The sequence below is a fragment of the Ignavibacteriota bacterium genome (assembly GCA_016212665.1).
In the GTDB taxonomy this organism is placed as follows: Bacteria; Bacteroidota; Ignavibacteria; order UBA10030; family SZUA-254; genus FW602-bin19.
In genome coordinates, this window is sequence record JACREZ010000032.1 from 206,617 (window position 1) to 221,066 (window position 14,450).

Consider the following 14,450-nt stretch of genomic DNA (forward strand, 5'->3'; position numbering starts at 1 on the left):
TTAGAAACCCACCCGTAGGGAAAGACGATGGACACTGCCTAATTCATTAAAATTGGCATATGCATAATCAAACGTTAATGATGCAAGCGTTGAAGGTGCAGTAACACCAAATCCTAACGTCACATCATTCGCACCTGTTTTATCTCTACCAAGCAACGGTTCCCCAATCGTACGCTTCACTCCGCCACGAAGTGAGAGCCATTGGTTCCAGTTATACTCCACGCCAAGACGAACATTCTCCGCATTGTCATTCGGGTGATTAAGTTCAATTGAAGTGGTAATTTTTTGCCCTTCCATTTCAAGCGGGTCCCAGGCAATTCCGAATTTGAATTGAGTCGGCGGTGAGAATGACTGGAATGAACTGACCGTTGAATCATTGTACAATGTTACATTTCCTTTCGGAGCAACGTCCGCTCCAAAATTTGAAACAACAACCGCAAAGCGAGTTGAACCGATTCCCGTCCAATAATATGTTCCGATATCAACGAGAACTCCACGCATCTTCAATATATCAAGAGTCTCTTCAATATATTTTATAGTCACCCCGAAACTAAACTGGTCAGTCATCGTTCTGCCGTACGAAAGACCAAGTGCAACATCGCCGAAGGAAAAATATTTTCCTGTTCCTTTTGGTTGAGTCTCGGTGGTAATTTCCATGTCGTCCATGTGTAAACTTGTTAATGACATCCCTACGACATCGGTTGGCGTAAGATGATAGGCAACTCCGGCAAATTCATGTTTGATATCAACAACATATTCTGAGTGAGCAAAGACAGCCTGATTATCTGCAAACTGAGTCAAGCCTGCCGGATTCCAATAAAGCGCAGTGACATCATTTGCAATTGCAGTGAACGATTCACCCAATGCAACACCGCGTGCGCCCGCGCCAATTTTTAGAAATTGAAATGCAGAAATTCCGGCTCGTTGCCCGCCTAAGTTTGGAACGAGTTGAGCGTTCACCAAAGAAGCACAACCGAATGCCAACGCACTCATCCAAATCAGTATCGAACGCTGTAGTTGTATTTTCATCTCAGAACCTAAAAGTCAAACCAAGTAAATACGTTCGTGGATTGAGATACCTCGCCGGATTGTAAGGAAACGCATCGACAGGATATGTTAGATCAGGATACAACGGGTCATTAACAGCAGGGCTCGGATATTGCGTATTGTCTCCGTACTCGTATGCCTTTCCCGTTATCGGGTTAACAATTTGTGAATTTTTTCTATCAAATATATTTTTGATTTCAAGATTCATCGAAAGTTTTCCAAAACTCAAGTCAATAAATTTTTCGATGTTCAAATCTACATAAAACCAATCATCTCCCAACTCTGAAAGCGGATTTTTGTAATCGGGTTGGTACATATTTCTCCCAATGAGTGAATCTACATCGTACAACGAATAGTAGGTATGTCGTTTTCCTGATTGATAAAACAGTCGTACAAAGATATTCATGTTATCAAGTAAACCCTTCCCAAATCCGAATAATGGCTCGTTCTTTTTGGAAGTAACACCAATGTTCGCGCTGAATTGTAACGGTCGGTCAAATATCATCGGGACTTCCTTAATGTTTTCTTCCAAACCTTGTGAAAGATTAAAAAGCGCTTCATCAGCAGACGAACTTTTTCCCGTTGCGATGGAGTACGAACCTGAGAGGGTCGCTCTCAGTTGTTGTGAAAATCTTGTTTTATATTCAAGTTCAATTCCCCGTACTCGACTGTAATCCTGATTGATATACGTTGTGAATGAACCCCGGCGTTGGCTTGTTGCCCGAATAGTTCTTGATGTGATGTAATCAAAAATGTCTTTATAATAAGCCGTAACTGTCAAAACATCACTTTCGCCGAATTGATTACGCAATCCGAGTTCGTAAGAGACAGTTGTTTCTGGATTCAGATTCGGGTTACCGACTGTTTGTGAAGATGACCTTGCACTTGTTTTTTCAAGTTTGGAATAGACAAATTGCGGACGTGGGAGTTTCGAGAAATGTCCATACGAGAAAAATAATGTTTGGTTATCTGAGACCGGGTGAGAAATACCGAGACGTGGACTCATTCTAGCCTTGAATCTGGTATTAAACAAACTCATCGTTTCTTCGAAATATCCCTTAACGATTGATGGTGCAACATTGATTGAATCTGGATGAAGATTAAGTGCATCATCAACAAATTTTCCGGGGAACCAATAATCTAATCGTAATCCGAAATTGAGAATCATTCCCTTAATAGTAATATTATCTTGAGCGTAGAATGCGCCCTGACTCGGGTAAGTAGTATAAACATCATTATTCAAACCGAGCGGCTTAAACCAAGGAGAAACAATATCAACCATTTGCATTTCCTGATAACGATGCTCGACACCTGCTTTGAATTTATGCTTCTCTGTGAAATTATTGGTAAAGTCACCTTTGAATGTGTACTCGTTTAAATTATGGTCGCGCCATCGCGAAGGATTTCCCACATCGTAAAATCCGTCTCCCGGGATAACACCGATTGTATCCTTTTCGATATTATAATAATCCACCGGAAGAGTTATTACGTCTCTGTATTCGTTGTATTGGTCAAAATATTTTCCGTTTGCATCGCCTCGAACGTGCGCCGAGTAACGACTGAACTTTAATTCATAAAAGGCTTTCGAACTCAGTGTATGCGTGAGTGCAAATGAGTGCTGGAAATTTTTTTGTGTAAACGTATTCGCGCTATCCGGGATATACATAAACTCGTATTGAAATCCAGGGTTCGGTTCCACACGGTCAAGAGTTGAGGAAACAGTCTGAGAGTTCTGGTCAATAATCAGAGAATGAGTAAACGCGTATGTCAACTTCACTATTGATGATGGTCTCCACGTCACTTTCGATAAAAGCGACCATACATTGCTTCGTCTCGGAGCGTACAATCGGTCATCATCAATGAGCGAAGAATTCAGTTGGTTCGGAGTAATGAGAATTCTTCTGTTTGTCGGTCTCCCACTGACAATTTCGTCAGCCCATCTGGTATAACTATCTGTAAAGTTGCCTGAGAGAGTAGTAAAAAATGAAAGTTTGCTTTGCTCAGTACCCAGGATTTGGTCAAGCATCAAAGGTCCGCTCAAACTTGCTTCAATAATGTCTGTGTTAAACGAATTGAGATTGAGATGGTCTTGCTTATAGCCGAGCGACCCACTGAACTTCGGGTCGCCGTCTTTCGTGGTGATGTTTACGATACCTGAAGTTGCCTGACCATACTCAGCATTGTAACCGCCTGAAATAACTTCCATTTCCTGAATTGCTGCTGGCGGAAGTTGTAATCCGAAACCCATTCCAGCAAGTGGGTCTTGCACTGAAACTCCATCTACCAGATATGCGTTTTCGTAGGCACGGCCGCCACGGATATGAATTTCATTATCTGACTGAACAACACCTGCCTGCATCGAAACAATATCCTGTACACTCTTTACTGCCGCAATCTGAATATCCTCGCTTGTCAGTGAACGCCTGCTTTGTGTTTCTTCAAGATTGAACAACGGTTTCTCACCTACAATTACCATTTCCTGCCCGATACTGAGTACCGTTTCCTCCATCCTGATATCAAGAGTTGTTTTTTCATTGGCAACAACCTTCACGGATGAATATTGCATTGACTTATACCCCAACAACGAAACTTCAACGACGTATGTTCCGGGATTCACGTTTACGATTGTAAACTTTCCATCAAAATCACTCGCCGCACCATAATACGTTCCCTTCACCATCACGTTTACACTGGGAAGAGGTTCTTTACTCTTTGCATCAACGACGGTTCCGGTAATTGTACCTTTCGCTTGGGCAAACAGAGTCTCGTTGTGAAAAATAAACAATACACACAAGAACAGAAGTGCAAGGTTGACAGTGAATGAAGAGTTGTTCTTTTTCATCGCAGATTAAACTCCTCGAACAACACGTGCTCAAGAAAATCCTTTACCGTGTTCGCTCCGTTTAACCGATGCAAAGGTAAACCAAGAAATACAAACGATTTCGCGCCATCAATAATTCCAACATTGATATTTCCTTGCGGCTGAGTACTCCATGAACTTCCTCCATTCGAAGTGGAAAGAATTGTTCCAAACGAACCAACTCCCCAGCCAGTATCATTCGAAGAAAAGAAAATCCCGTAGAGATGTTGAGTAACTCCGGTCGGAACGGTTATCCAAGTAGTTCCTCCATTAGTTGATTTGAAAACAACTCCGTTTGTACCGCTAATCCAGATGTTTGAATTATCAAAGAAAAATATTGAATGCAAATCAGAAGCAGTTCCAAGTGTAAATTCGTTGCTGTTCCATGTAGTTCCGTTGTCAGTTGAGTTAAGCCGGACAACCTGTCCCCTATCCCCTACAATGATTGCATTGTATGTATCGGTAAAGGCGAGAGCATTTAAATCTTTAGTAGAAATACTTTGCTTTGACTGCCAGGTAGAACCACCGTTCGTGGTTGTAAGAATCAAACCTCCATCACTAACACTAATTCCGATTTGTTCTGTTGAAAACCGGACTGCATTTAGTGTTTGTTCAGTCCCGCTTGTTTGCGATTGCCAGTTTTGTCCTCCATCCGTTGTACGAATAATCAAACCATAATTTCCAACAACAGCGCCATGAGTGTTTGATATAAAATGAACATCAGTAAGGTCAGCAAATGTCACGAGGGAGCGGTTTATCCACGTTGTACCACCGTTTGTTGTTTGAAACATTGTCCCGGTATTGCCAACTGTCCATCCGTTATTTCTGTTAATCATCTGAATTGCGTTCAGCGTATCACCGTTTCCTTCGGTTTGACTTTCCCAACTAACACCGCCATTTGACGTGTGATAAATTATTCCGTTTACACCGCAAGCCCAGACATGGGTAAGTTCTCCACTGACTGCACGGAACTCACCTAAAGTTACTCCGTGTGCATAGCGAATGGGAAGCCGCGTATCTTCCTGAACATGATAGATGTACCTGCTGTCAGGTCGCTTATACACAGGACGCATGTATAAAGTATGTGTCGGAACATTTGTATTGAACATCAGATTCGGGAATATATCGGGGTCAGAAGAATCGGCATAAACATATGAACCGCCAGGCAACCGAGTATCGCCTTGTGCTGGTAACAATCTACTCGGTGTGACAAGGTCAACAGGACTAATGCTATCAATTGGAGCGAAATCTTTCAACGCACCTGATGGGTCTATCGAAGTTTCAAACATCGTTGAGTAAATTACTTTTCCCGGATGATTAGGATTGTGGATGTATTCGTACAACGGGATTTGTGCAACATTCAAACTCGGATACGGGTCGGTGTACCAAAAAACAACATCGAACAAATGCAATGTAAAAATCATCGCCGGGTCGAAAAATGGGGGTACATTCTTACTGATAAGAGCGTCTTTTTTATTTTGAGCAGAAAGTCCACGCGCCACATTCATTACTTCAAACTGGGCGAACTCCCCTCCAAGAACTTGCGGGAAGATGGAACGATAAAATGTCAAAGCGTTCACGCTATCAGAGACGATATAATCAGACACAATCAGTAATTTACCTTGGGGTTTCTTCACATACCACTTTCCACTCCCTTGTGGCATTCCGATATAGTGACTTGAGTCTCCTGCGACATCAATTGCCTGCACGAAGAAACGATTCATGTCGTTCAATTTTAATCCGCCTATGGTGCCCACCTTCACAGGAGGAGTTTTATACGTACCGGTGTAAACATCTGCACTAACAATGCTTGTGGTAGTATCGCTCACAGAACGTGGAACAACAAGAGTAATGAGTTTGACAGTGCCGGGTAAAATAATTTGGTGTGATGGATTGATAGTATCATTCAATCCAACAACATATTTGGAAATAGTTTGGTCGCCATCAGCATCGGTCCCATACCACGCGAATGTTGCGGCAGTAAAGGTTGTTTCAGGTTGTTTGAAAACTTCTGCTTGTGTGTTCGGGTCAACTGCGAAATATATTTTCGGTGGTTGATTTTTCAATGGCATTGGTTGTGTCGCACCTTTCGGGTCAACAGCATTTTCAATTCCGTGCAAATAAACATCATTGCCATCGAACATTCCATTTTCGTTTTTATCCCAATACGGTGAAGGAGAAAATCGAACTAACGCATTTGAAAAAAACGGTGTGTCTTGTTTTGACTGAGGAACAGGAATTGAGAATGTATTATCTACAGCACGAATCGCAATATGGAATGTATCTTGTTTCGTCAATAAAGGAAAGGAAACAAGAGAATCAGTTTTTGTCGTAAATCTCCAGCCAATTGTATCGGGTGAAGGCAGTTGCCCCGCTGAATCCAAGAACTTGCCTAATGCAAACAAATATCCCTTAACAACACCATCTCCATCTTCGCCCCACCAATGTATTCGCTGACGACTATTTCCTTCATGAATCATTGTATCGGGAAATATCCAGAAAAAAGTTTTGGGCTTTTTATTCGGTAACGGTCTGTCTTCTTCATTTTTACATGCAAACAAAAAAACAGTAAGAATCAAACAAAAGCGAAGAAACAATTTCATTTTATCACCAGGAACTTTCCTCGTTTGATTTCCCCTGTAGTTCTATCTTCTACCGTGAAGAGATACAGTCCGGTTGCAATTGCCTGGTCATTTTTTGTGATTAAATCCCACGCATGTTCACCACCGGCAAATTGTGCTTTCGTTGAAGCATCTCCATACTGATTAAACCACTCAATCTCCGCCCCATCATACGATGAACCTTCATGTTCAAGTTCAGTAACGACATCACCAGCGAGTGTATAAATTCTAATAAGACAACGCTCCGGTAAATTGTAAAAGTAAATCTTTCTGAGTCGTTCTTTACCACCATCCCAATACGCATTGACATAATAGGGATTCGGGTACACACCAACTTCATCTGATGAAACGGATGTAGGAGTAGTGCCGGGAACCAACCGCAATAACGACTTGGAACTTTCAAGACTAGTTACATTGGAGTCACCCTTATCATACGCTGTAACTGCATAGATATATTGCCATCCGTTCAAATGTTCAACATTAGAGCCAGCGGGGGGAAAACGATACCAGTATCGAGTTGCTCGAATTGTATCACAGACTGTTATTCCCGCACTATCTCTACAACTTACAGAATCCGGTTCAAAGGTTAATGGCTCATCGAGTAAAATATTTCCAAAACCTGTATTATAGCCAATGTCGTTATCAGTTCTGTCGAATTCGCCAACCAATTGCAGATTCAATAAAAAGTTTTCGTGGTCAAGAAAATCTTTTCCCGTTCCTGAACGATAAATTCTGTAACCTTCAAAATCTTTCGAACCACTAATCGGGTCAATAGATTCTTCGGCTGTTGTTTTGTCCCAATAGATGGTGATAGATTGGTCTTTCACTTCCGCACGAACTTTCGGTCTGCGCGGCGGAGTTGGTAATAAATATCGCGTTACTTTTCCGTCCGGCTCATACCTCAACCCAACTTCTGTTGGAGAAACAGAATCGCGACGGGCGATGTCTTCACCGTCGTCCAAAATATTGTTGCCGTTTGCGTCCTCGCCGTTGTAGGCTTGCTGAGCCCACGAGGCATTTGCGTACAAATTCTTTCGCTGTTCAACTTTATCGAATTGTGGTTGTTCACTTCCGAATTTACTGGCACACACAACTGCAAACACAACTTCTAATGTATCGTTGGGTTCTAATCTACTAAAAGGACCAGTTGAAAGAAGATACGTTGCATTACGGGGTGTGGTCCTGAGCGTCGCAAGTAAGTTTCTTGGCATTGTCCTAGTCATTCTTGAGTAACGACTTAATACTTCCCGGGCATTCCAGTCATCAGTGGGAGAAAGAAATTCTTCTTCACCGCTATTTAATCGAAATGTCCAAGCATTGTAATAGGTACGTTTGAATAAATCAGCAAGAGAATCAACTCCCGATGGAAACGGAGTTGTGCCAAGTAATTTTAATCCTACATAACTATCAGCAGGCTTGATTCCGGGGCGACCATCAAAATCAAATGAATAAGCCATCCGGTTGAGGGAATCGTATCCTTGTCCGGTTCTCTCAAAATAACCAACCGTTCCCGGGATTACACCACCAACCCGACTCGTGTTCCTCACTACCGCATTGTTCCAAAATCCTACGTAGACCGAATCAAGCGTGTCCGGACTTGCATTATAGATTTGATAACGAAGAATGGTAAAAAAGTCTGCAAAAGGAAAATTCCATGCATAACTTTCCTGATGGATTGTAATTTTCAATGGACTATGATAAAGAATTGAATCGCCTGTTGCAGGAACACGCGTATTCGTGTCAAGATAATCACAAATAAAATCCTGATGACTGACGGCATTCAGACTAAATTTTGCCGTTAATGGGCGATCATCAGCCAATGATGATAGTTCAGTCATGGTATCGCCAGAAATTGTCGTGTATTCATTTCCTTCGCCGCCCCTTCGCGAACCGCCCGCCCTATCCGTAGTACCCGTAGAGACGAGGTATTGGTTATTTCTCGAATCATTTGAATCAGCGGTAAGTACAAGCGCTCCGACCCAGATACCTCCTTGATAAATGTGTTCCTTAAAACTTCCCCGAGGATATTCACAGGAAGGTTGAGATGGCCAACGACTATTTCTAGTTCCGATGGTTCCAAAATTTGTAATCGTGAGACCTATTTGCCCTACTGTAGTATATTTATTTTCAATATCATCTGTCACTTTAGGAAAAAGTAACGGTTGTGAATAACTTTCAGAGAAGAGAAAAGTAAACATTGCAAAAACAACAAAGAAAAGTTTTCGGAGAACTTTCATAGTGTTGTTTTATGGGGGTATAGCTTGGACATAAGAAATCGTGTTGCAAATATAGATGAATTTCAAAGAATGTCCAAAAAGAAAATCAGAAAATAATTTTCCACTCAACTTTTCATAGTCGTGAGTGAAATGTTCTGTTATATTTTTGTCATTCAATTTTTGTGAACATGATTTCACTTAAGTATGAAAAATAATTTCTCATAGAAAGTGTTGACTGTTAATAAATGAATCCGTATTTTTGTGCTGTAATTTTTTTCTATTCATGCTTTCTCCCTAGGGCATGGATAGACTCCACACAGACGCTCAGGTATGCCCCCGACCTGAGCGTTTTTTTTTGGACTTTCCTTCTTGCAACCTCTTTTCTTTTTTCCTATTTTCTCATCGTTCGGTGTAACATAATTATTTACAGAACTATAACTTTTATATACATGAAACACTTATTTGTTTTCCTCCTTCTCATTCCATCAGTATTGCTTGCTGAAAATTATTGGCAACAACATGTTCATTATAAAATTGATGCAACTCTTGACCCGAAGTCACACAAGATTTTTGGCAAAGAAAAACTTATCTATACAAATAATTCACCTGATACTTTGAAAGAAATTTATTTTCGTTTGTACTGGAATTATTTCACTGAAGGAAGTCGAGGTGAAGAACTTGCCCGGCGTGCAAAATACTACTGGCATGAAAGTTCAGGAGGAACTACGATTAATAAATTTTCTATCGTTGATGGTGAAAGTGAAATTTCTCCCAAATATTCAATTGATAATACAATCATGAGAATTGAATTACCTTCTCCCTTACCTCCATCGAGCGTAATTACATTTTCGGTAGATTGGACTGGTAAAATCCCACAGGGTGGTAATCGAACCGGACATGATGGTCGGGATTATGATATCGCACAATGGTACCCGCAAATCTCGTGTTATGATAAATACGGATGGGACAAAAGCCAATACCTGGGACCTGCGGAGTTTCATAATGATTATGGAACATTTGATGTCAACATCACTCTACCAAAAAGTTTTACGCTTGGGTTTACGGGTGAATTAACAAATCCTGAAGAAGTGTACGCCGATAGCATCAGGCAAAAACTTCTCGATGCAACTGGTAAAACCGAAACTGTGCGCATTGCGGATTACTCAACGACACAATGGAAGAACGGAGAAGACTCAACAAATATTACATGGAAATTTCATGCAGAAAATGTTCGCGACTTCGCCTGGTCGGCAAACGAAAATTATATCTGGGATGTCGCTCATTACAACCCGAACGATGGTCAACAGGAAGTTACCATTCACTCACTTTACTTTCCCGATAAGGCAGAGTTCTGGAAAAACGCCGCAGAGTATGGACGCTTTTCGATTCAGTTCTTCAGTGAACACTTTGGAAGATACCCATACAAAAATTGCTTCGTTGTTGAAGGTCCGATTGGTGGTGGAATGGAATATCCCGGAATAACATTCATAGGACATTACGGTGATAAAAATTCCCACTCTCCGTTCGGAGTAATTGCACACGAGGTGGGACACAACTGGTTTCCGATGATTGTAGGTAGTAACGAAACTAACTTCGCATTTATGGATGAAGGATTTGCTACGTTCATGACTGCAAAAGCGACTGAGGAATATTGGGGAAGATATGACAATTCATTTATCTGGACTGAGTGGTATCAAAAGTTTTTTGCATTTCCGAATGACAATGTTCGCGATGCAATCCAGCGTGAATCAATTGAACTCGCTCAATCTGGTTATGAGGAACCAATTGCCACACATATTTACAGGTTTACTGAATCTCACTACGGAACTTCGATATACTCAAAAACTGCCGCATCATTATACATGCTTGAATATGTTCTGGGCGATTCCTTGTTCGAAACTGTTATGAAAGAATATTACCGCAAATGGCAATTCAAGTTAGTGTATCCGGAAAATTTTTATTCAACAATTCATGAAGTGAGTCGAAACAGAGATTTGCGCTGGTTTTTCGACCAATGGTACGACCGGACATTTACTTGTGATTATGGAATATGTGGTTTGGATTATGAACTCTCTAACAACAATAACGAGCCTGTTTATAAAACAAAGTTCCATATTTACCGACTGGGAAAAGCAATCATGCCGCTTGATGTTCAAATCGAAATGGCTGACGGAAACAAACGAACTGTTTATATCCCGGTTGATAAATGGTTCAATGCAGAGGTTGATTTCGATACAACAATTGAACTCCCGGCAAAACCTGTTCGTGCAGAAATTAATCCCGACGGACGAATTCTTGACATGAATCGACTGAACAATAGAACAGGGTTCGTCAAGACAAAAATTGAATTCGATAATACAATGATGAGTATCGCTCCAATCAATGCTTACAATCTTCGCTGGCGTCCATCCTTCTGGTATACCGATGAAGGAGGAATGAACTTGGGATACAAGGTCACCGGTTCGTACTTGGAGGATTTAAGTCGTTTTACTTTTTATCAATTGTACAACACGCGTGAACAAACGTTCAACTACGATTTGTCACTCTCTCATAACATGTATAAAATTTCTCCTATCACTTCATTCGATGCGCGTGCTTATACACTCGAAGGAAGAACAGGATATGCGCTTGTGCTCAATAAAGGATTCAGAAACAGTTACTCTGTTCCTCCCTATCATAACCTTCACTTGCAGTACGCATTTAGTGAACTCATGAATAAAGATTACTTACTCAATCCATTTGTTTGGGACGAAGGAAAGTTACACAGAATTATTGCTGGCTACACCTATTTCAACCGCGGACAAAATTGGACAGTGAATGCAGCTGTTTATGCAGAAGGTTCTTCTTCATTATTTGGACAAAGCGATTTCCAATATTCAAAAAGAACAGTTGAACTGAAATCCAATATTACACTCCCCAACGGTTCGGTGCTTGGAGTTCGGGTTTACAACGGTGTCGGTTTTGGGAATATTCCGCAACAAGTCAAATTTTATGCAGGCGGTTCATCACCTCTCGAACATTACAACGCGGCGTTTCTACGAAGCAAAGGAATGTTACCGACTGAAATCCGTGACCACGCGTTTGCACCCGGCGGAGGAAATGTTCGCGGATATTATTCTTCGATGATTTCGGGAGAAAAGATTGACGCATTCAATCTCGAATGGAAATGGAACTCGACCTTCCCATGGTACAATATGAAAATCCCTTATGCGAATTATGTTTTGAAATATTTCCGCGGCTCCCTCTTTCTTGACGCCGCACGACTCTCCCGGTCGAACGAACGACTCTGGGATGAACGGTTCGAACTTGATTTCGGAATCGGATTCAGATTAGCATCGTTAAATTCCCTACTCGGAGAAGCGGCACAATCAAACATTTTCACCGGACTTGGGTTGAGAACTCTACGCATTGATTTTCCCTTCTTCATGACAAAACCGCTTCCCGGTGAAAACAAATTCAAGTTCCGTTGGGTGATTAGTTTGAGTGAACAATTTTAAATGCTCGATTCCCAATGCCCGATATAAGAGACAATAATGGTTTGTTTGGTTGATATATTTTCACTTGATTCTTGGTGAAATGTGAACATCATCCTTCTCATCATTGTAGTTGCAGTGATTCTCTTCGTTCTGGATAAACGCGGCTACATCAAACTATTCGCTTCATTCTTTCAGCCAAAATATTTTCGCTGGTACGGGGGAATATTTGCATGGCTCATCATGTTCTTCTTTATAGCATTTCTTGTAAATTGTGTTCAAGCCGTTCTCACCATCAGAGAGAACCCTGCTTCGATGGGGGCGGCTGCAAAATTTATTGAACTCGCCATGATGATGATAGGAATCGGCTATCTTTATCAATCAATTATTGTTTATTCTCCATCAGGTTCACTCTATTCTCCGTTAATGCTGTTCCTTCGGTTGTTAATCTTCAGAGAAGAACGTGTTCACACAACTGACCTTTTTGAATTAGTTGAGAACGTTCAGAAGAAAAAAGAAGAAATAAAGAAGGAAGAACTAAAGCGAAAAAGAAAACTTCAGATTCTTGCTAAGCGTGAAAAACCGAAACCGAAAAGGTATTTCAGGCAAGATTAGAATGTAGTTATCACTTTCTTCTACCGGAGAACGAGAGAATCATAAATTTCTTGTCTTTCCCACTTGTTTTGATTAAACTACCACCATCAACAAACAAGGTTTTCCACTTTTCAGGAATCTGCTATGAACAAGAACTCATTCATCTTCTTATTTATTTTGATTTTGATAGGCGCATCCAACTGTTTCTCACAGGCGGATGAAAACCCAGCGCTTGTGCAGAAACAAGTACAGGAATTTCTTGCCAAAGGTCAGTTCGATGAAGCAATTAAAAAACTGACGGAACTTATTGAATGGGAAAACGAAGTACCGGAATTCTATTACAATCGCGGTTTCGCTTATCAACAAAAAGGGATGGATTCACTCGCCTTGCTCGATTATGATAAGACGTTGAAACTGCAACCGAACTTCCGGGATGTTTATACAAATCTTGGTTTACTTCATTTGAAACGAAATGAGTTCACAGTTGCAATCGAAAAATTGAACAAAGCAATTTCATTCGATACTACGAAGGGAGACAATTATACGTTTCGGGGAAATGCGTATCTCAAAAAAGGTCAGTTTGATTTAGCCATGAACGACTACACGAAAGCAATCGATCTAAATCCTCGTTCAGCAGAAGCATATAACAACCGCGCGGTCATGCATGTTTCAAGAAACAATGTTACGCAGGCAATTGAAGATTATACAAAAGCAACGGAACTTGATTCCACCAATGCTACAACGCATTTCAATCTTGCCGACCTCCACAAAAAAATGGGAAACCCGAATTTCGCTATCGAAAGTTATTCGAGAGCCATCAACATTCATCCGGATTATACAGACGCATATTACCGACGCGGGAAAGCATATTTCGAACTCGGGAAGTTCAGTTTCGCAGTCGGAGATTTTTCAAATGCCATCCGACTGAATCCGAACTCGGCAGATTTATACAACGAGCGCGCAAACGCGTACTTCAGCAATGGCGAGCATAACTTTGCAATCATGGATTTCACTAAAGCAATCGAACTTGACCCGCAGTTGGTGAATGCGTTCATCGGGCGTGGCATTGCATATTCAAAAAAAGGAAACCATCCGTTAGCAATTGCCGATTACAACAGCGCGTTGAAACTTGATTCGACGTCAACGGTTGTTTTTCACAATCTCGCGAACGCTTCCTTTGCTCAGGGAGATTATGATGCGGCAATAAATATGCTTACGAAAGTGCTTACAACGGATTCGTTGAACAAGGAATCGTACTCAACGCGCGGCTCGGCGTACTATCGAAAAGGAAATTATGAGAAGGCGATTGTTGATTTTAACACGGCAATCCGGTTTGATTCGAGTTATTCGAGCGTGTTCTATAACCGCGGTTTATGCTACATGAAACTTGCTCAGTTTGAAAACTCCGTTGATGATTTCAATCGTGCAATCAAACTCAACCCAGCGCATGCTCTCGCCTATCTCAACAAAGGAAATTTGTTAGAACGACAGGGATTGAAACAACTCGCCATCGAGTGTTACGAATCGTTCCTCAAGTTCGCCACTGAAGCACATCAGCAATATGTCGAACAGGCTCGGCAGAAGATACGCGACCTATCTCGTTAAACTGGTGATTTGTGAATGCTGAGTAGTTATTTGT

Annotated in this window: 7 protein-coding genes; 3 read left to right on the top strand and 4 right to left on the bottom strand. The window is 41.2% G+C overall.

All coding sequences use genetic code 11. The annotated features are described in order from the left end of the window. Genes HY960_11470 through HY960_11485 form a run of 4 tightly spaced genes read right to left on the bottom strand, consistent with a single transcriptional unit; the run spans position 1 to position 8,765 of the window. A complete protein-coding gene (locus tag HY960_11470) occupies positions 1–993 on the bottom strand; it encodes a PorV/PorQ family protein (GenBank protein MBI5216362.1) in 993 nt (330 codons plus the stop codon). 37 nt (positions 994–1,030) lie between these two features. Then, positions 1,031–3,889: a TonB-dependent receptor gene (locus HY960_11475; protein ID MBI5216363.1), complete on the bottom strand. Its 2,859-nt coding sequence runs from the start codon at positions 3,887–3,889 to the stop codon at positions 1,031–1,033. Beyond that, a complete protein-coding gene (locus HY960_11480; GenBank protein ID MBI5216364.1) occupies positions 3,886–6,510 on the bottom strand; it encodes a hypothetical protein in 2,625 nt (874 codons plus the stop codon). The genes HY960_11475 and HY960_11480 overlap by 4 nt, the downstream gene beginning before the upstream one ends. Continuing rightward, positions 6,507–8,765, bottom strand: coding sequence for a hypothetical protein (locus tag HY960_11485; GenBank protein ID MBI5216365.1), 2,259 nt, complete (start codon positions 8,763–8,765; stop codon positions 6,507–6,509). Before HY960_11485 ends, HY960_11480 begins: the two co-directional genes overlap by 4 nt. A gap of 428 nt (positions 8,766–9,193) precedes the next feature. On the opposite strand from HY960_11485, the gene HY960_11490 reads away from it, so the two are divergent. The 3 genes from HY960_11490 (at position 9,194) to HY960_11500 (ending at position 14,416) form a co-directional block, all read left to right on the top strand. Continuing rightward, complete coding sequence (locus tag HY960_11490; protein MBI5216366.1) at positions 9,194–12,241, top strand: hypothetical protein; 3,048 nt, start codon at positions 9,194–9,196, stop codon at positions 12,239–12,241. An 81-nt stretch (positions 12,242–12,322) separates the two neighbouring features. Next, positions 12,323–12,832 (top strand): hypothetical protein, encoded by a 510-nt coding sequence (locus tag HY960_11495; GenBank protein MBI5216367.1) that lies wholly within the window; start codon positions 12,323–12,325, stop codon positions 12,830–12,832. A gap of 123 nt (positions 12,833–12,955) precedes the next feature. Next, positions 12,956–14,416 carry a tetratricopeptide repeat protein gene (locus tag HY960_11500; GenBank protein ID MBI5216368.1) on the top strand — a complete coding sequence of 487 codons (1,461 nt, stop codon included), beginning with the start codon at positions 12,956–12,958 and terminating at the stop codon, positions 14,414–14,416. The last annotated feature ends 34 nt before the right edge of the window (positions 14,417–14,450 follow it).

Excerpts from the sequence above, each read along its gene's own strand:
- HY960_11470 (MBI5216362.1), bottom strand. The coding sequence starts at position 993 with ATGAGTGCGTTGGCATTCGGTTGTGCTTCTTTGGTGAACGCTCAACTC.
- HY960_11485 (MBI5216365.1), bottom strand. The coding sequence starts at position 8,765 with ATGAAAGTTCTCCGAAAACTTTTCTTTGTTGTTTTTGCAATGTTTACT.
- HY960_11500 (MBI5216368.1), top strand. The coding sequence starts at position 12,956 with ATGAACAAGAACTCATTCATCTTCTTATTTATTTTGATTTTGATAGGC.
- HY960_11475 (MBI5216363.1), bottom strand. The coding sequence starts at position 3,889 with ATGAAAAAGAACAACTCTTCATTCACTGTCAACCTTGCACTTCTGTTC.
- HY960_11480 (MBI5216364.1), bottom strand. The coding sequence starts at position 6,510 with ATGAAATTGTTTCTTCGCTTTTGTTTGATTCTTACTGTTTTTTTGTTT.
- HY960_11490 (MBI5216366.1), top strand. The coding sequence starts at position 9,194 with ATGAAACACTTATTTGTTTTCCTCCTTCTCATTCCATCAGTATTGCTT.